This window comes from Shimia biformata, from assembly GCF_016888515.1.
Classification (GTDB): domain Bacteria; phylum Pseudomonadota; class Alphaproteobacteria; order Rhodobacterales; family Rhodobacteraceae; genus Shimia_A; species Shimia_A biformata.
In genome coordinates this window covers 324,737-350,528 of record NZ_JAFEJK010000002.1, presented here as the reverse complement: position 1 = coordinate 350,528, position 25,792 = coordinate 324,737, and the positions used below count along the sequence as shown (strand labels likewise).

Here is a 25,792-nt window from a genome sequence, read left to right as displayed (position 1 = left end):
CGGTATCGCTTAGTTGGTGCGACCGACGGGGATGTTCATTTCGCTGGCTTCGATGATGCGCACCTTTTCCGGGATCGCCCAGTCGACGTTGTCATCGACGCGGATCTTGAAGTGCAGCATGGATTGCAGCGCCTGGTGATCTTCCGGGCGGAAGGTCATCGGGCCTTTGGGGGTGTCCCATGTCATGCCTTCCATCGCCGCGATCAGCCCTTCGGTGTCGATGGTCTCGGCCGTTTCGATCGCCTTGACCACAGCCAGAGCCGCCGCCATGCCGCCTGCGGTAAAGAAGTCCGGCGGGCTGTCGAAACGTTTCTGATGCTCTTTGACCAGCCAGTTGTTGATCGGGTTGTCGAAGGCTTCGTAATAGTAATAGACCGCGCCCTCCATGCCCGGCACCCGCTTGTAGGTCGGCAGAACGGGCAGGATGTGACCGCCGGTCGAGATCTCGATGCCGAAACGTTCAGGCTGCATGGCCTGGATCTTGCCCATCGGGTCACCGCCACCTGCGACATAGATCAGGATGACCTTGCGGCCTTCCTTGTCCTTCAGCGCGTTGAACATGCGTTCGGTTGCTGCGGTGAAGTCGGTGGTCTTCAGCGGCACGTATTCTTCGGTCACGACAGTTGCGCCCGAACCGTCCAGCGCCGCCTTGAATGCAGCGATCCCGTCGCGGCCAAAGGCATAGTCTTCGGCCAGCGTCGCGACATAGAGGTTCTCATCCGGTTTCAGCGCAAGCGCCTGCGCCTGCATGTCCATCGACGAGTTGCGCGAGGTCTTGAAGACATAGCGGTTGCTGTCCGGTCCTGTCAGCGAGTCCGCAACCGCCGGCTCGACCAGCAGGATCTTTTCGTATTCCTCGGCAATCGGCAAAAGTCCCTTGGTCACGCCGGACGAGGTGCCGCCAACGGCCAGAAGAACATCATCGTCGCCATAGGCCTCGGCCAGAACCGCGCGGGCCACGTCGGGCTTGAACTGCGTGTCCTTCAGGATCAGTTCGATCTTGCGGCCCTTCACTTCCATCGAGCCGCCGGTGGCATATTCCAGCCCCATCTCGAACCCGGTGTGGGTCTGTTTGGAAAAGACCTCGAAGCTTGAACCGGAAATTCCGTGTACGAGCGCGATCTTGATCGGGTCCTCGGCAAAAGCAGGCACGGCCAGTCCCAAAGACAGGCCCGCCGCCGCGAGAACGCGGGTAAACATTTTCATCGGTTTGTCCTCCCCGACAATTGGTGTCGTCTCCCCTTTCGGGGTTGTTGAAAGCAGGTGCTTTTCAGTAGGGTCAGGGTCGCAAGAAGGGGACGGGGAAACAAGTTGGGGAAAACACGTATCGACGCGATCGATGGGATCGGCACATGCGACACGATCGACCGGGCCTTTGCCACGGGCGATCTGGCTGCGCTTGCCTATGAGCATTCTCCGGTTGGGATCGTGGTGACCGAAAGCCGCGTGATCCGCGCCTGCAACCCGGCCTTTGCCGTGATGTTTGGCTATGACCGCGACGACCTGATCGATCAGTCGTTCGAGTTCCTTTATCCGACCCACGACGAATTCGTCAAAATCCGCGACCGTGGTGTTCAGGCGCTGCGCGAGACCAATACCTATTGGGATGAACGCGTCATGGCGCGGAAAGATGGCACCCTGTTCTGGACCCGCGTCCGGGGCCATTCGCTGACCCAGGAAAATCCGCTGGCCCGCGCCGTGTGGACGTTTGCCGATCTGTCAGGTCACCGCCCCTATCACCCGCTCACACCGCGCGAACACGAGGTTGTGGGGCTTTTGTCCGAGGGACGTACATCGAAGGAGATTGCGCGCGTGCTGGATATCTCGCACCGCACGGTCGAGGTCTATCGCGCCCGGTTACACAAGAAATTCGGCGTTTCAAACACCAATGCGCTGCTATCCGCCATGAGTGGCGTGCCGCAGGCGCATATCTTTACCAACTGAACGGCTGAAACCGGGTCCTGCCGACGCAAGGCAGGACCGGGTCACGTCAAACCAGCGTCGTCAGGCCAGCTTGTCCTTGACCAGCGGGCCAACCTTGCCGAAATCCATCTGACCGGTGTATTTCGCCTTGAGCGCGCCCATGATCTTGCCCATGTCGCGGATCGAACTTGCGCCGACTTCTTCGATCGCGGCGGCAATCGCGGCAGCGACTTCGTCTTCGGACAATTGGCGCGGCAGGAATTCCTCAATCACCGAGATCTCGGCCAGTTCCCGCTCCGCCAGGTCCAGACGCCCGCCTTCTTCGTAGGTCCGGGCGCTTTCCTGGCGTTGCTTCACCATTTTGGCAAGGATCGCCATGATGTCGTCATCCCCGACGCCACCTTCGCTGTCCTCGACCCGTGCCGCAATGTCACGATCCTTGATCGCCGCATTGATCAGACGCAGCGTCGACAGCCGCTCAGCGGCCCGATCGCGCATGGCCTGTTTCAGCGCGGTATTGATGTCATTTCGGATAGTCATTTTCTGTTTGCCCTGAGTGATGAGCCGGAATGTTGCAATATATTGAAACACTCGCAGGCTGGCAACCGCCGAAGCAATACGCTAAGTCATTGCTTTTACTTAATATTTCATTTTACCGCCTCCCTTGACCCCAAGCCCTGCCCGACATAGTTTCCCGACAATTTGGCCGCTGGAGAGTCGCATGATGTCCGAGAACCCGAAAAACACCCCAACCGCCTGCCTCGCACTTGCGGATGGCACGATATTCTATGGCCGCGGTTTCGGGGCAACGGGTGAAACGGTTGCCGAGCTGTGTTTCAACACCGCGATGACCGGCTATCAGGAAATCATGACCGACCCATCCTATGCTGGTCAGATCGTGACATTCACCTTCCCCCATATCGGCAATACCGGCGTGACGCCCGAGGATGACGAGACCGGCGACCCGGTCGCCGAAGGTATGGTGGTCAAGTGGGATCCGACTGCGCCGTCGAACTGGCGCTCGGCCGATACGCTGTCAAACTGGCTGGCGGCGCGCGGACGCATCGCCATCGGGGGTGTCGACACCCGCCGCCTGACCCGTGCGATCCGTCAGCAAGGGGCGCCGCATGTGGCGCTGGCCCATGACCCGGACGGCAATTTCGACATCGAAGCGCTGGTTGCCAAAGCCCGCGAATTCTCGGGACTTGAGGGGCTGGACCTTGCCAAGCAAGTGACCTGCGCCCAGTCCTATCGCTGGGACGAAATGCGCTGGGCCTGGCCGGACGGCTATTCCCGGCTCGAAGATCCCAAGTTCAAGGTTGTCGCGGTCGACTACGGTGCCAAGCGCAACATCCTGCGTTGCCTGGCGTCAGTCGGCTGCGATGTGACTGTCCTGCCCGCCACTGCTACGGCGGACGAGGTTCTGGCCCACAATCCTGACGGTGTGTTCCTGTCGAACGGCCCCGGCGACCCGGCGGCTACCGGTGAATATGCCGTGCCCATGATCCGCGACATTCTGAAGACCGACCTGCCGGTCTTCGGTATCTGCCTTGGCCACCAGATGCTGGCCCTGGCGCTGGGCGCCAAGACGGTCAAGATGAACCACGGCCATCACGGGGCCAACCACCCGGTCAAGGACCACGAAACCGGCAAGGTTGAGATCACCTCGATGAACCATGGCTTCGCCGTCGACAGCCAGACCCTGCCCGAAGGCGTCGTCGAAACGCATGTGTCGCTGTTTGACGGATCGAACTGCGGTATCCGCATCGCAGATCGCCCGGTCTATTCGGTCCAGCACCACCCCGAAGCCAGCCCCGGCCCGCAGGACAGCTTCTATCTGTTCGAGCGTTTTGCCGAGCATATGGCCGCGCGGGTCTAGGGGACGGCTCTACCTGTCTTAACAGCTTGTTAACCCCTCCTAACGCATTGTGATCCCTCGAAAAGGGACAACAATGCACCGGGGGCTGTCAGGGTATGAGTGAACCACGCTTGTCGCTGGCGGCACCGCAACCGGTATCCACGGCCAAGCGCCAGCTGCCTGTTGGTCGTCACCTGCTCGAACAAGGGGTCATTGCGCCCTGGCAATTGTTTCACGCCCGCCGTTTTGAACGCGAGTGGGACGCGACCTTACCGGAAATCCTGTTTTCCCGCGGTTGGATCAACGAAACCCAAAAACTGGATGCCATCGGCATTGAGCAGGCGCTTCCTTGCGCGGACCTGACCCGGACCCCGCCCGACCCGACACTGGCATATCTTCTGCCCCCCGAGACCTGCCTGCGCCACAACGTGATCCCGTTGCGGAAGGTCGGCGACATTGTTGTCCTTGCAACAGGCCGCCCAGATCGCGCCGACAGCCTGTCCCGCGCCCTGCCAGAGGGGTTTCCGACCTATGTCATCGCATCGTCCCCAGAAACTCAGGTGACCTCGGCCATCGAAGCGACCTTCCGCACAGAACTAACACTGGCTGCCGAAACCCGGGTCGATGCCGAGTTCAGCTGTCGAAGCTGGACCCGCAGAAGCCATGCACAGACGGTTCTGTTAACCGCGTTTGGCACGGTGGCACTGTTGCTTTTCCTTTTGTTTTCCGGTCCCGTGGCGGCTGGCCTTTCGGCGGTCGCGCTCTGCGGTTTGCTGGCGATGTCCTGCTTCAAAATGGTTGCACTTCTTGCCCATCTCACAAGCCCCCGTAAGGCGGACCCGCAAGTTATCACCGCCGCCCCGGCAGGCGTCCTGCCGCGCATCTCGGTCATGGTGCCGTTGTTTCGAGAACCCGAAATCGCCCCGGCACTGATCAAGCGGCTGTCACGGTTGGATTATCCCAAGGCGCTGCTTGAGGTCCTGATCGTGCTGGAGGAACACGACACGATCACCCGCGACGCGCTGAACCAGACCCGCCTGCCGCATTGGATGCGCGTGATTTCAGTGCCCGGCGGCCCGTCGGGACTGACCACCAAACCGCGCGCTCTGAACTATGCGCTGGATCACTGCCGAGGAGAGATCATCGGGATCTGGGATGCCGAGGACGCTCCACAGCCCGACCAGTTGAACATCGTCGCCCGGTCCTTTGCCCATGCCCCACCCGACGTCGTCTGCCTGCAGGGAATTCTGGACTATTACAACCCCTATACGAACTGGGTGTCACGGTGCTTCACGGTCGAATATTCCAGCTGGTTCCGGGTTATCCTGCAGGGCGCGCAACGACTGGGCCTGGCGATTCCCCTGGGCGGCACGACGCTGTTCCTGCGGCGCGACGCGATCGAGGCGATGGGTCGGTGGGATGCCCATAACGTGACCGAGGACGCTGACCTTGGCATCCGGCTGGCGCGGCTTGGGTATCGCACCCGCATGATCCCGACCGTCACCCACGAAGAGGCCTGTTGCCAGTTCTGGCCCTGGGTGCGGCAAAGATCGCGCTGGTTGAAGGGCTATATGGTGACTTACCTGGTGCATATGCGTCAGCCGCTGCGCCTGTGGCGAGAGCTTGGCACACGGCAATTCCTGGGTTTCCAGATCATGTTTGGATGTGCGCTGACCCAGTTTGTCCTGGCCCCGATGATCTGGCTGTTCATGTTGGGATGGTTCGGCCTGAATCACCCGCTGGAGACTTATCTTGGCGACACGTCGCGCAATGCCCTTTTCGCCGCATTTGTCCTGTGCGGCTTGCTGGACGCGACCATCGCAACCATTGCCCTGCGCGGCACCGGGAGGTCGCGCCTGCTCTGGGCGATTCCGACAATGGCGCCGTATTTCACGCTGGCGACTATTGCGGCAATCAAGGCAGTGATCGAGTTGGTCAGCGATCCCTGTTATTGGGACAAGACCAGCCACGGCACCACCATTGAGGGGCGCGGGGGCATCCAGACCACAACATGATGCACGCTAGTTGCGGGCATCCTGCTTCAGGCGGGTCACAAAAGCCTTTGAGATATGGTCACGCAAAGCGGAATAGGCTTCGGCTTCGTTGCGACTTTCGATTGCGTTCACGATGCGGTCATGCTCGGCCAACGCGTCCTCGCCCCGGCCTTCGGCCGCAAGCGATGTCGTGGCCATCAATGCCATCGACCGATGCACAAGGTCAAGTTGCTGCACCAGATAGCGGTTGTGCGACGCCAGGTGGATCTGCTTGTGAAACCGCCGGTTGGCACGCGCCAGTGCAGGCGGATCTTTTACCAGCGCCGCATCGTCAGCCACCATGTCACGCAGGACACGCACCTCTTCGGCAGTGGCATGACGGGCCGCCAGCCGCGCCGCCAACCCTTCCAATTCGGCGCGCACGACGTAAAGTTCGGCCATCTGGTTGTGATCCAGCGACGCAACGATCAGCGACCGCCCATCCCGCGCCAGCAGCGATTGCGTCTCAAGCCGTTGCAATGCCTCGCGGATCGGGGTGCGCGAGACGCCGAAACGCTCGGCCAGTTCGCTTTCCACCAGCCTGTCGCCGGGGCGGTAGACGCCGACATCAATGGCTTCGAGGATCAGGGAATAGGCGTCCCTGTTCTGAGGTCGTGAGTCGCTCATGCCGGCCTTCTTCTTCGATTTCACAATTCCAAGAGACTATGCCCGCCCCATCCTGTCATGCAACCCTCCGTCGGATTGCCCCGCCCGTTCCAAATCGCTAGATTGCAGCCATGCCACGCGACAACTTCACCCATGTCACGACTTGGGTCTTTGACCTCGACAACACGCTTTATCCGCCATCCGCCCGTCTGTTTGACCAGATCGAGGTGCGGATGACGCAATATGTCATGGACGCGCTGGGGGTTGATCAACCCACCGCGGACGCTTTGCGGCGGCAATACTGGGCCGAATACGGCACCACGCTGGCCGGCCTGATGCGCGTGCATGACGTCGATCCCGGCCCTTACCTGACCGAGGTTCACGAGATCAATTTTGACGGGCTTGAGCCGGACGAACGTCTTGCGGCGCGGATCGAGGCGCTGCCGGGGCGGCGCATCGTCTATACCAACGGCACCGCGCCTTATGCCAAACGTGTGCTGGCGGCACGCGGGCTGGATGGGTTGTTTGACGCGGTCTATGGCGTCGAACATGCCGGTTTTCTACCAAAACCCGAACGCGCCGCCTTCGAAACTGTGTTCGGGCTGGACGGGGTCACGACGGAAACGGCGGCCATGTTCGAAGATGACCACCGCAACCTTGTCGCGCCACACCAGATGGGCATGCGTACCGTGCATGTCGCGCCGGAACGTCACGAGGCCGACCATATCCATCACCACACCGATGACCTGACCGATTTCCTGGCACGGATCACCTGACCAAGCAAAAAACCGCGCAGGGACGCTGCGGCATTTCGCGCACCGCCTTTTGTCGGGCGCGCGCAGTCCTATCTGAGCGCTGTAACCCTTGGAAACAGGATCAGTGTAATGAGTTTCGAACCCCGCGACATCCAGCCCGACATGGCCGAGACAACCGAAGATCTGGCGATCACGACCCATCACCATCACGCCACACCGGACGCACCGGTGAAAGCCATCATTGCGGGTGTGCTTTGCGTTTTGGCCATGTGGGGCGGCGCGATTGCCGCCTTTGGCCTTCCGGGTCTTTATATTCCAGCAGTGATCGCCGTGCCTTTCCTGTTCGGCATGCTGGTCCTGATTTCGAAAGGGTGACACGTCGCCCTCTTCCATCGCCGCGTCACCGGCACTAGGGTGCGCGGCAGGAGGCCAAGGCCATGACACAGACCCGATATGACATCGTGATTTCCGGCGGCGGGATTGCCGGACTGACGGCGGCCGCCGCCTTTGGCAGAGCCGGATTCTCGGTTCTCTGTGTGGATCCCGCGCCACCCATCACCGAACGCGACGTCGAAGGGTCTGATCTGCGCACGACGGCTTTTCTGCAACCGGCGCGCGGGCTTCTGGATGAGGCTGGCCTGTGGGAGCGTCTGGCCCCCCATGCCGCGCCCCTGCAAATCATGCGCATCGTCGATGCTGGCGGCGACCAGCCCGAACCGCGCATCGTCAAGGATTTCAACGCCTCCGACATTTCCGATCTGCCTTTTGGCTGGAACCTTCCCAACTGGCTGTTGCGGCGCGAAATGGTGGCGCGGTTGGATGAGATGGAGAATGTCGACCTGCGCCTTGGAACCGCGACCACCTCATTGTTCACACGGATGAGCGAAGCACGGGTGGGCCTTTCGGACGGATCGAAAGTGCGGACGAAACTGGTCATTGCCGCCGATGGCCGCAATTCGCCCATGCGAGAGGCGGCGGGAATCAGCATCCACACCACACGCTATGGCCAGAAGGCGCTGGCCCTCGCCGTGACGCATCCGATCCCGCACCAGAACGTCTCGACCGAGATCCATCGCTCGGGCGGGCCGTTTACACTTGTGCCGCTGCCGGATTACAAGGGTCAGCCATCATCGGCGCTGGTCTGGATGGAACGCGGGCCGCGCGCGAAGGAATTGTTCGAAATGGATGTGCCCGCGTTCGAGGCCGCCATGACGGAACGCAGCTGTTCCCTTTTCGGCCCCCTGACCCTGGCATCGCGTCGCACGATCTGGCCGATCATCTCGCAATCGGCAGACCGGCTGTGGGGCGAGCGGATCGCGCTGGTGGCCGAGGCCGCCCATGTCGTACCCCCCATCGGCGCCCAGGGGTTGAACATGAGCCTTGGCGACATGCGCATATTGCTGGACCTTGCAAAATCCGCGCCCGGGGATCTCGGGTCGGCGGGGATGCTAGAAACCTATCACCGCAAGCGTTTCACCGAGGTCAAGCTGCGCGTAAAAGGGATCGACATGTTGAACCGCGCCTCGATGGTCGAGACGCGCGGGCTGCGCGATGCCCGCGCGATGGGGCTGAACGCGCTTTATTCGCTGTCTCCGGTACGCAAGACCCTGATGCAGATGGGGCTTGGCGTCCGCTGAGGTAAGGCCGGGGGTTCCACCCCCGGACCCCCGAGGTATTTTCGGCAAGAGGAAGGGTCAGAGTACCTTGTCGATGACCGCCTTCAACCGCGTGATGGTGCCGTCGACATCATAGAGCTTGTCGAGCCCGAAGAGGCCAAGACGGAAGGTCATGAAACCTTCGGGTTCGTCACAGGCCAGCGGCACGCCTGCCGCGATCTGCATACCTTCTGCTGCGAACTTGCTTCCGTTCTGGACATTTGGATCGGTGGTATAGCTGACCACGACGCCGGGCGCGCCGAAACCTTCGGCGGCAACCGAGGTGATGCCTTTCTCGGCCAGCATAGCGCGCACGCCATTGCCCAGCGCCCATTGTGCGTCGCGCAGGCGATCGAAGCCATAGTCGCGGGTTTCGGCCATGGTGTCGCGGAAAGCGCGCAGCGCGTCCGTCGGCATGGTGGCATGATAGGCGTGACCGCCGTTTTCATAGGCCGCCATGATGTCGTGCCATTTCCTGAGATCGATTGCGAAACTGTCGGACTGGGTTTCCTGCAGGCGGTCCAGAGCGCGGCCGGACATCATCACCAACCCTGCCGAGGGGGACGCCGACCAGCCTTTTTGCGGGGCCGAAACCAGAACATCGACGCCCAGGGCCTTCATGTCGATCCAGACACAACCGCTGGCGATGCAGTCCAGCACCATTAACGCGCCAACCTCATGCGCGGCGGCGGCCATGTCACGTATATAGTCATCCGGCAGGATCACCCCCGCCGAAGTCTCAACGTGTGGAGCAAAGACCACGTCCGGTTTTTCTTCGCGGATTCGGTCGGTGACCTCTTCGATCGGCGCGGGCGCGAAGGGGGATTGCGGCCCGTTCCCGGTCTGGCGCGCCTTCAGGACGGTCGACTGAGCCGGCAGCCCGCCAGCCTCGAAAATCTGGCTCCAGCGGTAAGAGAACCAGCCGTTGCGCACCACCAGCGTCTTGGCATCGCGGGCGAACTGGCGGGCAACCGCCTCCATCGCGTAGGTACCGCCGCCGGGGATCAGCGCGACCGCTTCGGCATTGTAGACCTGTTTCAGCATCGACGAGATGTCGTTCATCACCGCCTGAAATGCTTTTGACATGTGGTTCAGCGACCGGTCGGTGAAAACTACCGAAAATTCCTGCAACCCGCCGGGATCGATTTCCGATGCCATGTCAATCACTCCTGTTGTTTTATTGAAGGGGTAGTGGCTTGCGCCTCTAATGGCAACGGCTTCAGTCAAGCGACGCCTCTGCGCCGTGTGTTTTTTTGGACGACTACACCCGATGTCAAAGCGGCCCCGGTCGCCGTTCTTCCGACAAAAGCACGTTGGCCTCGACCTCGCCCGCGCCGGGCAGCGTCATAATGCGGCGGCGCAAGATGCGTTCGAAATCGGCGATGTCGCGGGCAACGACGCGCAGGCGATAGTCATATAGGCCCAGTACATGCTCTACGGTCTGCACCTCGGGGATGGCGACCACGGCGCGCTCGAAATCCTCAAGGCTGACACGACCCTTGGTCGCCAACTTGATGCCCAGAAAGACGGTGACGCCAAAGCCAAGCTGTTCAAGGTCAAGGTCAAGACGGCGGCGGGCGAGGATCCCTGCCTCTTGCAACCGTTTGACCCTCCGCCATGTGGCGGGTTGCGACAGGCCAATCTCGCGCCCCAGCGCCCCGGCGGACAGGGTCGCATCCGTCGCAAGGTGACGCAGGATCGCGCGATCGATGTCATCAAGCGCGGTCATATCGGCAGGCTTTCGTTGGCTTTCAGCCGTGCGACATGCATCAGCGCCTCGATATCGGCGATATGCGGCAGGGTCATGATGCGATCGCGGTAAAGCTGTTGGTAATGGGTCATGTCGCGGGCAATCACCGAAAGCCGCAGGTCGACGCGGCCAAGGAAGGTCTGAATCTCGGTCACTTCGGGAATGTCGCGGGCGGCGGCGATGATTTCGTCAAAGGCGTTGGGTTGTGTCTTGTCGAGTGTAACCCGCAGCGACACTTCCACAGAATAGCCCAGCGCCTGCCAGTCGATCACCCCCCGGATGCCCCGCAGGATGCCGCGGTCGCGCAGCCGGTCAAGGCGGCGGGTCAGGCGTGCCGGGGACAACCCGGTGCGCTCGGCAAGATCGGGAATCGGCTGTTCCGGGTCGGCCTGCAATTGGCGCAGTATGCGTCGGTCGAGATCATCAAGCATGATCTCTTCACTATTTTGAAAAATGAAGAATAGCAATTGCCACATTTACATGGGTTCTCACCCAAATCCCTCTCGCATCCCGGCGCGACCTGACTATGATCGCCGCCAGACATTGACCCGCGAGGAGAAAATCATGCGCGTTTACTATGATCGCGATTGCGACATCAACCTGATCAAGGACAAGAAAGTGGCCATCCTGGGCTATGGCTCGCAAGGCCATGCCCACGCGCTGAACCTGCGCGACTCGGGCGCCAAGAACATTGCCGTTGCGCTGCGCGAAGGCTCACCCTCGGCCAAGAAAGCCGAAGCCGAAGGCCTGACCGTGATGGGCATCGCCGAAGCCGCCGCATGGTGCGACGTCATCATGTTCACCATGCCCGATGAGCTTCAGGCAGAGACCTACAAGAAATACGTGCATGACAACCTCAAGCCCGGCTCGGCCATTGCCTTTGCCCACGGCCTGAACGTGCATTTCGGCCTGATCGAGCCGAAAGAAGGCGTCGACGTCATCATGATGGCCCCGAAAGGCCCCGGTCACACTGTGCGCGGCGAATATGTCAAAGGCGGCGGCGTGCCCTGCCTTGTGGCCGTGGACAACGACGCAACCGGCAAGGCGCTGGAAATCGGCCTGTCCTACTGCTCGGCCATCGGTGGCGGTCGCTCGGGCATCATCGAAACCAACTTCCGCGAAGAATGCGAAACCGACCTGTTCGGCGAGCAGGCGGTTCTGTGCGGCGGTCTGGTCGAACTGATCCGCTGCGGTTTCGAAACTCTGGTCGAAGCCGGATACGCGCCGGAAATGGCCTATTTCGAGTGTCTGCACGAGGTGAAGCTGATTGTTGACCTGATCTATGAAGGCGGCATTGCCAACATGGATTACTCGATCTCGAACACCGCCGAGTATGGTCAGTACGTAACCGGCCCGCGCATCCTGCCCTATGAGCAGACCAAGAAGGCGATGAAAGAGGTGCTGTCGGACATCCAGCAGGGCAAGTTCGTGCGTGACTTCATGCTGGAAAACGCCGTTGGCCAGCCGACGATCAAGGCCTCGCGCCGTGCCAATGACGAGCACATGATCGAGGAAACCGGCGCCAAGCTGCGCGGCATGATGCCGTGGATCTCGGCCGGCAAGATGGTCGACAAGGAAAAGAACTGATCCCTGACCGGATCCGTTGACAAAGGGCGCCCGGTCGGGCGCCCTTTTTTGTGCCGGATGGACTTGACCCCGGCCTTTCTGCGCGGTCAGGTGCGGAACCGTTAACACATCAAGGATCACGATGAGCGACGAGGCACATATCACACGCCGGGACTGGCTGATGGTGGCGACACTGGGTCTTGTCTGGGGGTCGACCTTCATGGTGATCGAACTGGCCTTGCGGGGTATTACCCCGTTCTGGCTGGCGGCGGGACGTATCGGGTTTGCCGCGCTCTTGATGGTGGTCTTCTGGTGGATGCGGGGGTTTGCCCTGTGGAAAGACCCTTCGCGGCGCGACGGCCGGGTGCCACTGATCATCACCGGCGCCTTGTCCTCGGCGGTGCCGTTCATGTTGATTTCGTGGGGACAGCAATACGTCACCTCGGGGTTTACTGGCGTTTCAATGGCCTCTGTCGCGCTGATGGTATTGCCGCTGGCCTATATCTTTTTGCCAGAAGAAACCATGTCTCTGCGCAAGGTTATGGGCTTTCTGGTCGGCTTCGCCGGGGTCGCGGTCCTGATGGGGGCGCAGGCGTTTGAATCCAGCGGGTCAGAGCTTGAATGGGCCGGGCGGATCACCATTTTGTTGGCGACCGCCTGCTATGCATCAAGTTCGGTCATGATGCGGCGCCTGCCGCCAATGGACACGATCGGGCTTGCCACTGTGCAATTGCTGATCGGCTCCTGCATCGTCCTGCCTGCGGCCTATATCGTCGAAGGACCGCCCCCGCCCGTGGCCTGGGATATCCTTCTCATCATCGTTGTTCTTGGCATGGTGCCCACTGCGGCTGCGAACCTTCTGCGCGTGATGGTGATCCGCAGCGCCGGGCCGACCTTCATGAGCCTGACAAACTACCAGGTGCCAATCTGGTCGATGGTGCTGGGCGCGCTGATCCTGGGCGAGCCCCTGCCCCCTAGCCTGTTCTGGGCGCTGGCCCTGATCCTGACCGGCGTCTGCCTCAGTCAGTATGGGGCTTTGAAGCGGCTGTTTGGCAAAAGTTGACTGGCAAAAGGGGGCCTTGCCCCCTCTTGGCTGACGCCAATTCACCCCCAAGGTATTTGCCGAAAGAGAAACCGCGTCTCAGAGCGCCGCTTCGATTTCAGCCACGATGCCGTCGACCACCTGCATCAACAACCCGTCGTCTTCGCATTCCGCCATGACCCGCACCAGCGGCTCGGTGCCGGATTTGCGGATCAACAGGCGGCCCTTGCCAACAAGACGCGCCTCGGCATCAGCGATGGCGGATTTCACCGAGGCCGTCTCAAGCGGGGTCTGACCAGATCCATAGCGGACATTCTTGAGCAGTTGCGGCACGGTTTCGAAGACCCGTGTCAGTTCCGACGCGGGTTTGCCGGTTTCCACCATAGCCACAAGGAATTGCAGACCGGCCAGAAGCCCGTCGCCGGTGGTGGCGTAATCCGTCATGACGATATGACCGGATTGCTCTCCGCCCAGGTTGAACCCGCCCTTGCGCATGGCCTCGACCACATAGCGGTCGCCGACGGCGGTTCGTTCCAGCCCCAGCCCCTGTCCTTCGAGGAAGCGTTCCAATCCTAGGTTGGACATTACCGTCGCCACCAGCTTGCCCCCTTTGAGCCGACCAGAGGCCGCCCAACGGGACGCCAACAGTGCCATGATCTGGTCACCGTCTGCGACCTGCCCCTTTTCGTCGATGATCATCACCCGGTCGGCGTCACCATCAAGGCAAATCCCCACATCCGCACCATGGGCTATCACGGTTTCCACCGCCGCGCGGGTGTTGGTCGAGCCACAGCCCTGGTTGATGTTCAGACCGTCCGGTGAGACGCCGACGGGGATCACTTCGGCCCCCAGCTCCCAAAGCGCTTCGGGCGCGGCGCGATAGGCGGCACCATTCGAGCAATCGATCACCACCTTGATCCCGCGTAGCGGCACATCCTTTGGCAGCGACGATTTCACCCGCTCGATATAGCGGAAACGCCCGTCGTCGACCCGTTTGGCCCGGCCGATGTTTTCCGAAATCGCGGCGGTGACACCGCTTTCAACCAGCGCTTCGATCTGGGTTTCGGCATCGTCCGACAGTTTGAACCCGTCAGGCCCGAAGAACTTGATGCCGTTGTCAATGGCCGGGTTGTGGCTGGCCGAGATCATCACCCCAAGATCGGCCCGCATCGATGTGGTCAACAGGCCCACAGCCGGGGTCGGCACCGGACCAAGCAGCAGCACGTTCATGCCCGTCGAGGTCAGCCCCGCGGTCAGCGCGTTCTCGAACATGTAGCCCGACAGCCGGGTGTCCTTGCCGATGACAACCCGGTGTTCGTTGGTGCCGTCATTGCGGAAATACCGGCCCACTGCGGCCCCGATCCGAAGCGCCATTTCCGCGGTCATCGGGTGTACATTCGAGGTGCCTCGGACCCCATCCGTTCCGAACAGTTTACGCGGCATTATACTCTCCTGTTGTGACGGCCTGCCAAAGTAACAGTGCTTGTCGGGTGTCTTCGACGTCATGGGCGCGCACTATCTGCACGCCCTGGGCAATTCCCTCAAGCGCAACAGCCACGGACCCGCAGGATCGGGCCTTGGGGTCGGGCGCATTGCCGATGGTTCGTATGAACCCTTTGCGCGAGGCGCCCAGAAGGATAGGACATCCCAGCGCGTGGAACAGGCTGATGCGAGACAGAAGCGCAAGGTTGTGATGCAGCGTCTTTCCGAAACCGATTCCGGGATCGACGATAATCTGGCTGCGCGGGATACCCAGCCCGGTCAGGAAGGCGACCTGCGCCGCAAGAAAATCATAGACGTCCAGAAGAACGTCGTCGTAGGTCGGATTGTCCTGCATGGTCGCGGGATCACCCTGGGCATGCATCACGCAGACGGGCACCCCGGCCTTGGCGCAAAGGGGGGCAAGTTTCGGGTCATACGTGAAACCGGACACGTCGTTTACCAGCGCCGCACCGTTTTCCAGCGCAGCGCTCGCGACCTCCGCTTTGCGGGTGTCGATCGAGACCGGGACACCGACGACATTGGTCACCGCGGCAATTGCGGGCGCTGTGCGGGCGATCTCGGCCTCGTGTGGCACGAAACTGGCGCCGGGGCGGGTCGATTCCCCGCCAATGTCGACCAGCGTCGCGCCGGCATCCACCATGCGGCGCGCATGGGCCAAAGCGCGCGCCGGGCCATAATGTTCTCCACCGTCGGAAAAGCTGTCAGGCGTGACGTTGAGGATGCCCATGATATGTGGCCGATCCATGCGCAGCCCGGCAATTCGGTCACGCGGGGCGGTTATCGCCTCCCGCACATCGGACGGTATTTCGCTTGCGGGGACAATGCGAGACGGCGCATCGCGGCGCAGATGCTCTACCTGTGTGAACCAGCTCCAGCCACCGGCAAGCGGCAGGGCGTCATCCGGGCGGGCGGGATCAGTCTGCGGAATGGCGCGGAAATAGTCAACCATGCCTCGTCATGCGGAAAAACCGCCCTTTTGACAAGGGGTTCACAGCGTCTGTTCGTCCAGACTCACGCCACGCACCGGGATTTCCGCCCCTTCAGGCGGGGTTTCGCCGATGGTCCAGAAGCGCCGCGCCTCGACCTCACCGGCAAACCACAGCGCCAGCGCCACGGCATCGCGCGGCTCGACCGAGGGCGTATCGACCGAGTCCAGCACGATCTTGGACGGTGCCCAGACACAGATCTGTCCATTCTTCATGGCCCAGTCAATCTCGGTCCGGCTGTTTACCACGACGCAGCGCGGATCGCGCCCGGCCAGAACCCAGGCGTTCTGTTCTATCGCCAGAAGGTCGATCCGGCGTTGTGCCTGGGTCACCGGGGTTTGCGGGGCAGGCAGGTCGGCCGGACCGACACAGAAGATCAGCGGCGTGCCATCTTCGGCCAGTTGATCAATCCAGCCCGTCAGGTGGTCCGACGCAATCGCGGCATTGGACAGGAAGACACAGCGCGGATGGGGTTTTTCCCCGGCAACCGCCAGAGGCACGGCCCCTGCACGGGCACGCACGATCTCGACCCCAAGCGCACCGGGGCCGCGATCAAGTTTTTCGATACGGACAAAGACACGCATTGCCTGCGGTTCCAGCAATATGCGTTCCGCGACCCGCTCGGCCAGAGTCTCAAGCAGGTTCAGACGCTCGGCGGCCAGTTCATGCGCAATCGCCTCGGTCACCTTGTCGTAGGACAGGATACGGTCGACATCGTCCTCGACCAGAGGCCCTTGCGGGCGCACCTCGACCACAACGTTGAAACAGACCCGCTGGGTTGCGCCGCGTTCCGCCTGGAACGCACCGATTTCGACTTCTACGATGTGATCGCGCAGGGAAATCCGGTCCAGCGGATTGTCCGGCGCGGTGGCCGCGGCGCGTTCGCTGGGATGGGCAAAAGCCAGGCGGATTTCATTGGACATGCGCGCGTTCCGTTTGGTCAGGGTCGCCGCAGCATAGGCAAGTATGGCACAAAAGGACAGCGCAGGACGCGGCAATCCGCGGCCCGAACGCGGCAGATATCAGGGGATTATTCTTCTGTTTGTGACAACCGGACCGGCGGTTGACGATAGAAATGATGCACGCCGATGGTTGCCGTGCGCCGGAAAGTGCGGCTCCAGGCGGGGTTCACAGCCTTGGTGTGATAGTGCGTCGCCCCATTGGTCAGCTCACGCGGAGCGCCGTCCAGCATCAGCCGCGCCACCTTGCCGACACGCTCATAAGCGGCCTTTTCGTGGATGCGGTTCTTGTTGCCATCACAGTTATAGGTGAACTGGCACTGGTATTTACGCCCCGACTGGGTGCCCTGGAGAATCACACCACAGGCGCTGTCGGGATACAGCCCGTGATCGACGCGGTTCAGGATCACCTCGGCCACGGCAAACTGACCTTTGACGCTTTCGCCGCGCGCTTCGAAATACAGCGCTTCGGCCAGGCATTGCCACTGGTCGTTGCGATCTTTGACCTTGGGCAGAGAATCGACCCAGGCACGGCTATAGCTTTTGACTTCCGGCACCTTCGGTTTGAGACCGAACATCTTTTTCAGATGGGTCTTGAACGGAACATCGGTGACCTGTGTGTCGACGGCTTCGCCACGGGTCACGGCATCGCGGCCGACCTCGGCCCCGGCGGTCCCGGCAAGTCCGCCGGCAATCAGTAGTGCAATCAACAAATGGCGCATTTTGAACCTCGTACTCGGTGAGTACGGACCCCTCCCACGTCCGAATTTCGGCGGTTCTTAAACGAAAAGGTCGCAAACGTCCAGAATGGCGGATTTTTGGCCCAAATCGGGCAATATCTTGGCGATTTGCGCGAAGCGCCTACCCGATCTTGTCGCGAATCGCCAGTTGCGCGGCGGCAAGACGGGCCACAGGCACCCGAAATGGCGAACAGGACACGTAATCCATGCCGACACTGCGACAAAAAGCGATGGATTCCGGGCTGCCGCCATGCTCACCACAGACCGAAAGCGTCAGGTCGGCACGTGCTTTTCGGCCCCGTTCCGCCCCCAGCTTCACCAGTTCGCCAACGCCGTCCGCATCCAGCGTGTGGAACGGATCTTCGGGGAAAACACCCTGCTGAACATAAGGTGACATGAACCGGCCTGCATCGTCACGCGACAGCCCATAGGTCATCTGGGTCAGGTCATTTGTCCCGAAAGAGAAAAAGTTGCAATGCGGCGCGATATCTTCGGCACGCAGCGCGGCACGCGGGGTCTCTACCATCACGCCAAGCCGATAGTCGAAGTTGACGCCGCGCTCGGTTCGGACGGCAGCGGCCACGGCGTCGATCCGGGTCTTGACCAATTCGACCTCGCGCTTGGCCGATACCAGCGGGATCATGATCTCGGGCACCACCGGCGCCCCCTCTCGGCTGGCCTCGATCGTGGCTTCGAAGATCGCGCGCGCCTGCATGTCATAGATTTCTGGCACCGTGATCCCCAGCCGCACGCCGCGCATACCCAGCATCGGGTTATACTCGCCCAGCGCCTCAACCCGGCGGGTCACAGTCGAAAGCGGCAGGGAAAGCGCGTCGGCCAGATCGCGCAGCCCGGTGCGGTCCGAGGGCAGAAATTCATGCAACGGCGGGTCGAACAGGCGGATGCAGACCGGCATCCCCTCCATGATACGGAACAGTTCCTTGAAGTCGTCGCGCTGCATCGGCAACAGCTGATCCAGCGCGGCGCGGCGGTCCTGCGCACTGTCGGCAAAGATCATCTCGCGCATCACCGTCAGGCGGTCAGCCTCGAAGAACATGTGTTCGGTCCGACACAGCCCGATGCCCTGCGCGTTGAAATTGCGGGCGGTCTGGGCGTCGGCGGGGGTGTCGGCATTGGCGCGCACCCCGATGTCGCGGGCATCGTCGGCCCATGCCATCAGCGTCTGGAAGGCATCGTCCAGCGCCGCTTCGAGCATCGGTGGCTCACCGGCCAGAACCTCGCCAGAACTGCCGTCGACGGTGATCACGTCGCCTTCGGTAAAGCTGCGCCCGTCTGGGGATGTCAGCACCTTCTTGCGGGTCTGGAACCGCATGGACGACGCCCCCACCACACAAGGCAGGCCAAGACCACGGCCAATCACGGCGGCGTGGCTGGTGATCCCGCCCCTTTCGGTCAGAACGGCAGCAGCGGCATGCATGCCGCGAATGTCCGACGGGCTGGTTTCCCGGCGCACAAGGATACAGCTTTCGCCCCGCGCGGCGCTGGCTTGCGCTTCGGCGGCGGAAAAGACGATCCGGCCCGTTGCCGCGCCGGGGCTGGCGGCGATGCCGTTGCCGATCACGTCGCGCGGTGCCTCGGGGTCGACCTGCCGGTGCAGCATTTCGTTCAGGGCGCGCGGTTCGACCCGGATCAACGCCTCTTCGCGCGGGATGATCCCGTCCTCGGCCAACCGCACCGCGATTTTCACCGCCGCCCGCGCCGATCGCTGGACCCGCACCCCATCAAGGATATGCACATGACCGTTCTCGATCGAAAACTCGATCTGCATTTCCTCGCGCAGGCGCTGCCGCATCAGGGCCGCATGCACCTTCAGGGCCTCGAATGCCTCCGGTGCGGCCTCTTCCAGCGACGGTCCACGGTCGTCCCGCGTCAGAAACAGCGCCTCGGCCCCGCTTTGCAGGGCGTCACGCCCCTGCCCCTGGCTGAGATACCGCCCGGTGATCTGTTCCTCGCCGGTCATCGAATTGACCAGTTGCAACACGCCCGAACCGCATTCCCCCTGCCCGATGCTGAGAACCATGTCCTGCACCACCAGCCCCAGACCGGCATCGGCAGGTGCGCCTTTGGCCTGCCGCAACAGGCGGGCCGATGTGCCCTCCCACGCGCGCGCCATCGAGCGCAGCACCTCGGTCAATTGGGTGGCGGTGTCCTGCGGAAACGGCTCTTCGGCCTCGTCCTCATAGGCTTCCAGCGCCCGTTCGATGGCATCTTCGTCACGAAGGCGGATGTCGTCGAACATGTCTGGGTCAAGCCGGGCGATGTTGATCGAATAGGACTGAATGAACCGCAGGAACAACGCCTTGGCAGCGGTGTGTCCGATGTTGTCGCAAAGCTCGCTGTATTTCTTCTGGTTCAGCCCGATATTCAGCACAGCCCCCGGACCGCCCCAATCGGGGTCTTCGGATGACGGGCGCACACAGAGCAGCCCGCCGGCGTCGAAGGTCGACAAAAGCCCTGAAATATCAGGCATTTCGCCAGCGGCGATACGATGCACCTCGTCAAACGACAACGCCACGGTCTTGGGCACGGGAAGGTCCAGCCGGACCAGCCGTTGCAGGCATTTCGCCCGCCCGCCATGGGTTACAGTCGCCACCGGAGCGGTGGGGGTGATCAGGGTGATATCGGGGTTGTCTTGCTGCACTGCGGCACCTTTCCTTGCCCCGCAGAATATAAGGGAATACCCGGCAGGCAAGCGAAAGGTGGCAACGCGCGACACCTTCGCGCGTGCCGTAGCGTCACCTTGTCAGAGCGGTTTCAGCCCTCGATCCGGGTGAGGTCGGCAGCGCCAAGACAGATCTGGCGGATGCGCCCCAACAGGTTCAGCCGGTTGCGCCGCACCACGTCGTTGTCGGCATTGACCTGCACCGCCTCGAAGAAGGCGTCGATGGGCGCACGCAGCGCGGCCATGTGGGTCATCGCCCCGGCAAAATCTTCGGGCTCAATCGCAGACGAGATCGCGGCCCCGGCCGTTTCCAGCGCGGAAAACAGCGCCTTTTCCTCATCCGCTTCGGCAAATTTCACATCCGCGCCGAACGAGTATTCCACCCCGTCCTTTTCCTCGGCTTGCGTCAGGATGTTGTTGGCGCGTTTGAAACCCTGAAGCAGGTTCTCGCCATCATCGGTGCCAAGGAAAGCCTGAAGCGCAGTCGCACGTTTGACCAGAAGGTTAATGTCATCATTGCCAGGCATGGCGATGCAGGCGTCGATTACGTCATGGCGGATGCCTTGATCGCGCAGATAGACTTTCAGGCGGTCGTGGAAGAAGCCACGCAGTTCATTGACATCGGCAAAGGATTGTTCGCCTGACGAGTTTTCTCTTGGCCCCGCAATTTCATTGGCCTTGGTATGCAATTGGTTCAACTCCACCCGCAACCCATTCTCCAGCACCAACCGGATCACCCCCAGCGCGGCGCGGCGCAGGGCGAAGGGGTCTTTTGACCCGGTGGGTTTCTCGTCGATGGCCCAGAAGCCGGTCAGCGTGTCCAGCTTGTCAGCCAGCGCCACGGCGACCGAGACCGGGGCGGTTGGCACGTCGTCGGACGGACCCAGTGGTGAATAGTGTTCCTGCGCGGCCCCGGCGACCTCGGTCGGCAGGCCCGCAGCCTCGGCGTAGTAACGCCCCATCAGGCCCTGAAGTTCGGGGAATTCATAGACCATTTCCGACGACAGGTCCGCCTTGGCCCAGCGCGCCGCCTGTTCCGCAAGGTCGGGATCGGCCCCGACCACCGGCGCCACTTCGCGCGCCAGCGCCGCGATGCGGTTGATGCGGTCGCCCTGGCTGCCCAATTTGTTGTGGAACGTGACGTTGTTCAGGCTTTCCAGCCATGCCGCGCCACCTGTCCTGGCGACCCGCAAGTCATTCTCCCAGAAGAATTTTGCATCGGACAGACGCGCGAACAGAACCTTCTGGTTGCCCGCGAGGATCGTCTTGCCGTGATCCGCCGTTTCGCGGTTCGCCACGGTGATGAATTTCTCAATCCGGCCGGTCTTGGGGTTCTTCACCGAGAAGAACTTCTGGTGTTCCTTCATCGAGGTTTGCAGCACCTCGGGCGGCAGGCCGAGGAAATCCTCGGCGATGTCGCCCATCAGCACGACGGGCCATTCGACCAGCCCGGCGACCTCGGCCAGAAGGCCCTTGTCGTCAACCACCTCCAGCCCATGGGCAAAGGCCATGTTGGTGGCGTCGTTCCAGATCGCCTCGGCGCGTTCGGCGGCATCCAGGATCACGTGGTCGCGTTTCAGCTTGGCGGCATAATCCTCGAACCCGGTGACGGCAAAGCGGCCCGCGCCCATGAAGCGGTGGCCCTCGGTCGTGTCGCCTGCTTTGATGCCGTCGATGTCCATCGGCACAACGGAATGCCCGGTCTCATCCGTCAGGATGCACAGGATCGAGTGCAAGGGCCGTACCCAGCGCAGCTGACCCGCGCCCCAGCGCATCGACTTGGGCCACGGGAAATTGCGGATCGTGTCTTCCAGCACCTCGGCGACGATCTCGGCCGCCGGGCGGCCCGGCTTGGTGATCGAGGCGAAATAGACCGCGCCCTTGGGGGTGTCGCGTTCTTCCAATTGGTCGGCGGTCAGACCTGCACCCCGCAGGAAACCTTCGATGGCCTTCTCGGGTGCGCCAACCTTCGGGCCCTTGCGTTCTTCCTTCACGGTCGGGCTTTCCGCCAGCAGCCCTTCGACCGCCAGGGTCAGGCGACGCGGCGTGGAAAAACCGTGGGCATGGGCATAGGTCAGACCGGCCTCGACCAGCCCATCGGTAACGCGCTTTTTCAGGTCCTCGGCGGCACGCGCCTGCATGCGGGCGGGGATTTCCTCGGAAAAGAGTTCGATCAGAAGGTCGGGCATGTCACGTCCTTAGAAATTCACGATTGCCTGGATCACAACCGCATTGGCAAGGTCCACGAAAAAGGCGCTTACCAGTGGCAGCACCACAAAGGCAACAGGCGAAGGCCCGTATCTTTTCGTCACGGCGGTCATGTTGGCGATGGCGGTGGGCGTTGCCCCCAGCGCAAAGCCGGAAAACCCGGCGGCAAGCACGGCGGCGCGATAGCCGCGCCCCAGCAGCGGAAACAGGATTAACAGAACGAACAGAACCGCCACCAGCGTCTGCACCACCAGCACCACCGCCAGCGGCAGGCCCAGACCGGACAACGCGCCGAAATCAATGGTCATCAGCGAAATCGCCAGAAACGCGCCCAGCGAGAACTCGGACACCACCGCAAGGGTCGGCGTGCGCGACACCGTGGCCCGCCCTGGCAGCAACAGCGACAGCCCGTTGCCAATCACGATCCCCATGATCAGGCAGGGCACGAACAGCGGCAGTTTAAGCCCCGCCGTCGCAATCACATCCTGCAACAGATAGCCGCCAATGATGGCCATATTCAGCGCCAGCATGACCTGCATCAGGCTGATATGGGTGATCGGCTTGTCCGCCGGGATGTCCTTGTAACCGATCCCGACGGTATGTTCCTCATCGGGGCGCGCCGGGGTGAGATTGTATTTTCCGATCAGGTGACGGGCCACCGGGCCACCCACCAGCGAGGCCACGACAAGCCCCAGCGTCGCCGCCGCGATGCCCAGTTCGGCGGCATTGCCCAGCCCCGTGACCTCGGCCACTTCCGGCGCCCAGGCAATGGCCGTGCCGTGACCGCCAATCAGCGAGGCCGACCCCATCAGGACGCCTGCCTTGGGCGGAAGGCCAAACAGTTCCGCCCCGGCGATGCCGACCACGCATTGCAGCGCAATGATCATGAAGGTCAGGATCAAGAGGATCACCAGCGGCTTGCCGCCCGAAACCAGATCCGACAGGCGCGCGTTTAGCCCGATGGCGGCAAAGAAGGTCACAAGGAACATGTCGCGCGACGCCATGTCGAACACGAAATCAACATTGTAGAGCGCAGCGACAATTGCAAACACCGCCGCCGCGATCAGCCCCCCCGTCACCGGCTCTGGGATGTTGAATTCGCGCAGCACGGCGACGCGCCGGGTCAGCTGCGCACCCAGCAGGAAAACCGCGAAACCTATGGTCGCTGTCAACAGGTCGGGGATGTCGACGGGCGTCGGCAAAACTTAGTCCTCGGGCTTGGGCGGGCAGCCCTCTGGCGCGGGTTTACCGTCAAAAACAACCTCGCCACATTCATTGATCTGGTGCCAGGCAAAGCCCCGGCCATCCGGCATCACCGCAACGATCCGATCGATGCCGTATTCGACATTCTCGACCCCCATGAAGGCCACGGCCTGCCCGTCCTCCAGCGCCTTGCCCAGCGCCTTGGCGTCGAAACAGTCAAACCACCCCGGCGCAACCAGCGGTTCGGGATGCTCGTGGATCTGATAGGTCTCGGTCATCATCGCCAGCGTTTGCGGCGTGGTGAAGCAGGCCCGATAGCGGATCGGGGACGAGTCCGAGTCGATGGCACGGAACCCGTCATAGAGGATCGGCTCGGGCAACCCGCTGGCCAGCACGGTCAGCTGGACGTCATCCTGCCCAGTGGCCTGCACCTCGTCATAAAAGGCGTAGACCTGAAGGTAATACATCGCGATTCCGGCGATCAGGGCGGTCAACACAATGATACCTCCGGCAATTTTTCCGCTCATCCCACTACTCCTACATGCAGTTCGGGGGTTTTCAAAAGGGCGGGTTTCACCCACTCTGGCCTGGCTGTCAGCGGCTGGATAGGTAAGGGCAACCGATGGATACAAGTTTTGCGATCACTTTTTTCGGCGCCCTTTTTGCGATCATGAATCCGTTCATGGTGCTGCCGATCTTCCTTAGCATGACCGACGGCATTCCGGTCGAACAGCAAAGGCGGGTGGGGATCAAGGCGGTGATCTATTGCGTGATCCTGGGGCTTGCCTTCACTTTGGCCGGTTCCGCGATCCTGAACCTGTTTGGCATAAGCGTCGACGACTTCCGGGTCGCCGGCGGGTTGGTGGTTCTGTTGATTGCCCTGAATATGCTGAACGGTGACGATAACAGTGCCCATAGCGGCACGGAAGCCGAGCAACAGACCTTTCCCGACCCGGATTCGATCGCCTTTTATCCGCTGACCTTCCCGATGATCTTTGGCCCCGGCACCATCGCAACTCTGATCGTATTTGCGCATTCCGCCGACACGCGCGAAAAACAGGTCGCTTTCGCCGGTGTCTTTGCCATCATCATCGCCATTCTTGCGCTGACCCTGTTCAATGCAGCCCTGTTTGGCAAACGGCTTTCCGCCACGGCGCGGGTCATCATGAGCCGATTGATGGGGATGATCCTGGCGGCAATTGCCGTGGCCATGATGACAGACGGATTGCGGGAGCTTCTGCCCGGCCTCGCCTGAGGCCGGAGCAATCATGCCGCGTGTCCCCCGGCCTCGGTCAGAACGAAGGCATCGGCACAGCGTTTGGCCAGGGCGCGCACCCGCCCGATATAGGCCTGACGTTCAGTGACAGAGATCACGCCACGCGCATCCAGCAGGTTGAACAGGTGGCTGGCCTTGATGCATTGGTCATAAGCGGGATGCGCCATGATGATGCGCTTGCCGGTCTTGGGGTCCACTTCTTCCTGTGACAGGATCGCTTCGCATTCGGCTTCCGCCTCTTCAAACTGTTTCAGAAGCACCTCGGTATTGGCGACATCGAAATTCCAGCGACTGTATTCCTGCTCGGTCTGCCGGAACACGTCGCCATAGGTCAGCGGGATCGGTGCATCGGGCGCGTTGAAGGGCATGTCCATGACGTGGTCGATGCCCAAAACGTACATTGCCAGCCGCTCAAGCCCATAGGTCAGCTCGCCCGAGACAGGCTTGCAGTCATGGCCACCGACCTGCTGGAAATAGGTGAACTGGCTGACTTCCATCCCGTCGCACCAGACTTCCCAGCCCAGCCCCCAGGCACCCAGCGTCGGTGATTCCCAGTCATCCTCGACAAAGCGAATGTCATGCATTTCCATGTCGATGCCGATCGCCTCGAGCGAACCCAGGTAAAGCGCCTGAAGGTCGGGCGGCGAGGGTTTGATCAGCACCTGGTACTGGTAATAGTGCTGCAGCCGGTTCGGGTTCTCACCATAGCGCCCGTCGGTGGGGCGGCGCGAGGGTTGGACATAGGCCGCCGCCCAGGGGTTCGACCCAAGTGACCGTAGGGTTGTCGCCGGGTGGAACGTGCCCGCTCCGACCTCCATGTCATAAGGCTGCATCACCGCGCAGCCCTTTTCAGCCCAATAGGTCTGAAGCCGCAGGATGATTTCCTGAAAGCATTTCGGTTTGTTGCCTTGCTCGGACATACGCTTACCCTTTTTGGTGTCGCCGGAGTACCTATGCGGATGGGGGTCCGGGGTCAATCATGGGCCGTTGAAAAGGGGGTGCGTCCGGGGCAATTTCTGTTATGGATAAGGGCAAACGAGCAATTC

24 protein-coding genes are annotated in these 25,792 nt (G+C 61.7%); 9 read left to right on the top strand and 15 right to left on the bottom strand.

Annotated elements, in window-relative coordinates:
* Positions 1 to 9: 9 nt before the first annotated feature.
* Positions 10 to 1,206: a substrate-binding domain-containing protein gene (locus JQ863_RS16910; protein ID WP_204115507.1), complete on the bottom strand. Its 1,197-nt coding sequence runs from the start codon at positions 1,204 to 1,206 to the stop codon at positions 10 to 12.
* A gap of 105 nt (positions 1,207 to 1,311) precedes the next feature.
* Here JQ863_RS16910 and JQ863_RS16905 point away from each other — a divergent pair, with 105 nt between their 5' ends.
* Positions 1,312 to 1,944, top strand: coding sequence for a helix-turn-helix transcriptional regulator (locus tag JQ863_RS16905; RefSeq protein WP_239113518.1), 633 nt, complete (start codon positions 1,312 to 1,314; stop codon positions 1,942 to 1,944).
* Between the two features lie 60 nt (positions 1,945 to 2,004).
* On the opposite strand, the gene JQ863_RS16900 is transcribed toward JQ863_RS16905, so the two are convergent.
* Complete coding sequence (locus tag JQ863_RS16900; protein ID WP_204115506.1) at positions 2,005 to 2,463, bottom strand: GatB/YqeY domain-containing protein; 459 nt, start codon at positions 2,461 to 2,463, stop codon at positions 2,005 to 2,007.
* A gap of 184 nt (positions 2,464 to 2,647) precedes the next feature.
* Between JQ863_RS16900 and carA the strand changes: the two genes are divergently transcribed.
* Entirely contained in the window at positions 2,648 to 3,802 is a 1,155-nt protein-coding gene (gene carA, locus JQ863_RS16895) for a glutamine-hydrolyzing carbamoyl-phosphate synthase small subunit (RefSeq protein WP_204115530.1), read from the top strand.
* Positions 3,803 to 3,897: 95 nt separating this feature from the next.
* Complete coding sequence (locus tag JQ863_RS16890; RefSeq protein WP_204115505.1) at positions 3,898 to 5,796, top strand: glycosyltransferase family 2 protein; 1,899 nt, start codon at positions 3,898 to 3,900, stop codon at positions 5,794 to 5,796.
* Positions 5,797 to 5,802: 6 nt separating this feature from the next.
* Here the strand turns inward: JQ863_RS16890 and JQ863_RS16885 are convergent, their stop codons facing one another.
* Complete coding sequence (locus JQ863_RS16885) at positions 5,803 to 6,441, bottom strand: GntR family transcriptional regulator (protein ID WP_204115504.1); 639 nt, start codon at positions 6,439 to 6,441, stop codon at positions 5,803 to 5,805.
* A 110-nt stretch (positions 6,442 to 6,551) separates the two neighbouring features.
* Between JQ863_RS16885 and JQ863_RS16880 the strand changes: the two genes are divergently transcribed.
* From JQ863_RS16880 to JQ863_RS16870, 3 genes are all read left to right on the top strand, one after another.
* Positions 6,552 to 7,196, top strand: a complete 645-nt coding sequence (locus tag JQ863_RS16880) for a pyrimidine 5'-nucleotidase (protein ID WP_204115503.1) — start codon at positions 6,552 to 6,554, stop codon at positions 7,194 to 7,196.
* A 108-nt stretch (positions 7,197 to 7,304) separates the two neighbouring features.
* A complete protein-coding gene (locus JQ863_RS16875; protein ID WP_204115502.1) occupies positions 7,305 to 7,550 on the top strand; it encodes a hypothetical protein in 246 nt (81 codons plus the stop codon).
* Between the two features lie 62 nt (positions 7,551 to 7,612).
* Positions 7,613 to 8,812: a UbiH/UbiF family hydroxylase gene (locus tag JQ863_RS16870; protein WP_204115501.1), complete on the top strand. Its 1,200-nt coding sequence runs from the start codon at positions 7,613 to 7,615 to the stop codon at positions 8,810 to 8,812.
* 57 nt (positions 8,813 to 8,869) lie between these two features.
* Here JQ863_RS16870 and JQ863_RS16865 read toward each other — a convergent pair whose 3' ends face one another.
* The 3 genes from JQ863_RS16865 to JQ863_RS16855 form a co-directional block, all read right to left on the bottom strand.
* Positions 8,870 to 9,988 carry an aminotransferase class V-fold PLP-dependent enzyme gene (locus JQ863_RS16865; protein WP_204115500.1) on the bottom strand — a complete coding sequence of 373 codons (1,119 nt, stop codon included), beginning with the start codon at positions 9,986 to 9,988 and terminating at the stop codon, positions 8,870 to 8,872.
* 115 nt (positions 9,989 to 10,103) lie between these two features.
* Positions 10,104 to 10,559, bottom strand: a complete 456-nt coding sequence (locus tag JQ863_RS16860) for an Lrp/AsnC family transcriptional regulator (protein WP_204115499.1) — start codon at positions 10,557 to 10,559, stop codon at positions 10,104 to 10,106.
* Entirely contained in the window at positions 10,556 to 11,011 is a 456-nt protein-coding gene (locus tag JQ863_RS16855) for an Lrp/AsnC family transcriptional regulator (protein WP_204115498.1), read from the bottom strand. Before JQ863_RS16855 ends, JQ863_RS16860 begins: the two co-directional genes overlap by 4 nt.
* Positions 11,012 to 11,144: 133 nt before the next feature.
* Between JQ863_RS16855 and ilvC the strand changes: the two genes are divergently transcribed.
* The gene (gene ilvC / locus JQ863_RS16850; protein WP_204115497.1) at positions 11,145 to 12,167 is read left to right on the top strand and encodes a ketol-acid reductoisomerase; all 1,023 of its coding nucleotides are present in this window, start codon (positions 11,145 to 11,147) and stop codon (positions 12,165 to 12,167) included.
* A gap of 121 nt (positions 12,168 to 12,288) precedes the next feature.
* On the top strand, positions 12,289 to 13,209 hold the full coding sequence (locus JQ863_RS16845; protein WP_204115496.1) for a DMT family transporter: 921 nt from the start codon (positions 12,289 to 12,291) through the stop codon (positions 13,207 to 13,209).
* Between the two features lie 78 nt (positions 13,210 to 13,287).
* On the opposite strand, the gene glmM is transcribed toward JQ863_RS16845, so the two are convergent.
* The 8 genes from glmM to JQ863_RS16805 form a co-directional block, all read right to left on the bottom strand.
* On the bottom strand, positions 13,288 to 14,631 hold the full coding sequence (gene glmM, locus JQ863_RS16840; RefSeq protein WP_204115495.1) for a phosphoglucosamine mutase: 1,344 nt from the start codon (positions 14,629 to 14,631) through the stop codon (positions 13,288 to 13,290).
* Positions 14,621 to 15,640, bottom strand: coding sequence for a dihydropteroate synthase (folP, locus tag JQ863_RS16835; RefSeq protein ID WP_204115494.1), 1,020 nt, complete (start codon positions 15,638 to 15,640; stop codon positions 14,621 to 14,623). Before folP ends, glmM begins: the two co-directional genes overlap by 11 nt.
* Before the next feature lie 39 nt (positions 15,641 to 15,679).
* Entirely contained in the window at positions 15,680 to 16,600 is a 921-nt protein-coding gene (locus JQ863_RS16830) for a dihydroneopterin aldolase (RefSeq protein WP_204115493.1), read from the bottom strand.
* 107 nt (positions 16,601 to 16,707) lie between these two features.
* Entirely contained in the window at positions 16,708 to 17,358 is a 651-nt protein-coding gene (locus tag JQ863_RS16825; protein ID WP_204115492.1) for a cell wall hydrolase, read from the bottom strand.
* Between the two features lie 139 nt (positions 17,359 to 17,497).
* On the bottom strand, positions 17,498 to 20,038 hold the full coding sequence (gene ppdK, locus JQ863_RS16820) for a pyruvate, phosphate dikinase (RefSeq protein WP_204115491.1): 2,541 nt from the start codon (positions 20,036 to 20,038) through the stop codon (positions 17,498 to 17,500).
* Positions 20,039 to 20,151: 113 nt separating this feature from the next.
* Positions 20,152 to 22,248, bottom strand: a complete 2,097-nt coding sequence (glyS, locus tag JQ863_RS16815; protein WP_204115490.1) for a glycine--tRNA ligase subunit beta — start codon at positions 22,246 to 22,248, stop codon at positions 20,152 to 20,154.
* Between the two features lie 9 nt (positions 22,249 to 22,257).
* A complete protein-coding gene (gene gltS / locus JQ863_RS16810; protein WP_204115489.1) occupies positions 22,258 to 23,469 on the bottom strand; it encodes a sodium/glutamate symporter in 1,212 nt (403 codons plus the stop codon).
* A gap of 3 nt (positions 23,470 to 23,472) precedes the next feature.
* On the bottom strand, positions 23,473 to 23,997 hold the full coding sequence (locus tag JQ863_RS16805) for a DUF6446 family protein (protein ID WP_204115488.1): 525 nt from the start codon (positions 23,995 to 23,997) through the stop codon (positions 23,473 to 23,475).
* A gap of 95 nt (positions 23,998 to 24,092) precedes the next feature.
* On the opposite strand from JQ863_RS16805, the gene JQ863_RS16800 reads away from it, so the two are divergent.
* On the top strand, positions 24,093 to 24,725 hold the full coding sequence (locus JQ863_RS16800) for a MarC family protein (protein WP_204115487.1): 633 nt from the start codon (positions 24,093 to 24,095) through the stop codon (positions 24,723 to 24,725).
* Positions 24,726 to 24,736: 11 nt separating this feature from the next.
* On the opposite strand, the gene JQ863_RS16795 is transcribed toward JQ863_RS16800, so the two are convergent.
* Positions 24,737 to 25,666, bottom strand: coding sequence for a glycine--tRNA ligase subunit alpha (locus tag JQ863_RS16795; protein WP_204115486.1), 930 nt, complete (start codon positions 25,664 to 25,666; stop codon positions 24,737 to 24,739).
* Between the last annotated feature and the right edge of the window lie 126 nt (positions 25,667 to 25,792).

Coding starts and splice junctions, on each gene's coding strand:
- JQ863_RS16910 (WP_204115507.1), bottom strand. CDS start 1,206: ATGAAAATGTTTACCCGCGTTCTCGCGGCGGCGGGCCTGTCTTTGGGA.
- JQ863_RS16900 (WP_204115506.1), bottom strand. CDS start 2,463: ATGACTATCCGAAATGACATCAATACCGCGCTGAAACAGGCCATGCGC.
- carA (WP_204115530.1), top strand. CDS start 2,648: ATGTCCGAGAACCCGAAAAACACCCCAACCGCCTGCCTCGCACTTGCG.
- JQ863_RS16890 (WP_204115505.1), top strand. CDS start 3,898: ATGAGTGAACCACGCTTGTCGCTGGCGGCACCGCAACCGGTATCCACG.
- JQ863_RS16885 (WP_204115504.1), bottom strand. CDS start 6,441: ATGAGCGACTCACGACCTCAGAACAGGGACGCCTATTCCCTGATCCTC.
- JQ863_RS16880 (WP_204115503.1), top strand. CDS start 6,552: ATGCCACGCGACAACTTCACCCATGTCACGACTTGGGTCTTTGACCTC.
- JQ863_RS16875 (WP_204115502.1), top strand. CDS start 7,305: ATGAGTTTCGAACCCCGCGACATCCAGCCCGACATGGCCGAGACAACC.
- JQ863_RS16870 (WP_204115501.1), top strand. CDS start 7,613: ATGACACAGACCCGATATGACATCGTGATTTCCGGCGGCGGGATTGCC.
- JQ863_RS16865 (WP_204115500.1), bottom strand. CDS start 9,988: ATGGCATCGGAAATCGATCCCGGCGGGTTGCAGGAATTTTCGGTAGTT.
- JQ863_RS16860 (WP_204115499.1), bottom strand. CDS start 10,559: ATGACCGCGCTTGATGACATCGATCGCGCGATCCTGCGTCACCTTGCG.
- JQ863_RS16855 (WP_204115498.1), bottom strand. CDS start 11,011: ATGCTTGATGATCTCGACCGACGCATACTGCGCCAATTGCAGGCCGAC.
- ilvC (WP_204115497.1), top strand. CDS start 11,145: ATGCGCGTTTACTATGATCGCGATTGCGACATCAACCTGATCAAGGAC.
- JQ863_RS16845 (WP_204115496.1), top strand. CDS start 12,289: ATGAGCGACGAGGCACATATCACACGCCGGGACTGGCTGATGGTGGCG.
- glmM (WP_204115495.1), bottom strand. CDS start 14,631: ATGCCGCGTAAACTGTTCGGAACGGATGGGGTCCGAGGCACCTCGAAT.
- folP (WP_204115494.1), bottom strand. CDS start 15,640: ATGGTTGACTATTTCCGCGCCATTCCGCAGACTGATCCCGCCCGCCCG.
- JQ863_RS16830 (WP_204115493.1), bottom strand. CDS start 16,600: ATGTCCAATGAAATCCGCCTGGCTTTTGCCCATCCCAGCGAACGCGCC.
- JQ863_RS16825 (WP_204115492.1), bottom strand. CDS start 17,358: ATGCGCCATTTGTTGATTGCACTACTGATTGCCGGCGGACTTGCCGGG.
- glyS (WP_204115490.1), bottom strand. CDS start 22,248: ATGCCCGACCTTCTGATCGAACTCTTTTCCGAGGAAATCCCCGCCCGC.
- JQ863_RS16805 (WP_204115488.1), bottom strand. CDS start 23,997: ATGAGCGGAAAAATTGCCGGAGGTATCATTGTGTTGACCGCCCTGATC.
- JQ863_RS16800 (WP_204115487.1), top strand. CDS start 24,093: ATGGATACAAGTTTTGCGATCACTTTTTTCGGCGCCCTTTTTGCGATC.
- JQ863_RS16795 (WP_204115486.1), bottom strand. CDS start 25,666: ATGTCCGAGCAAGGCAACAAACCGAAATGCTTTCAGGAAATCATCCTG.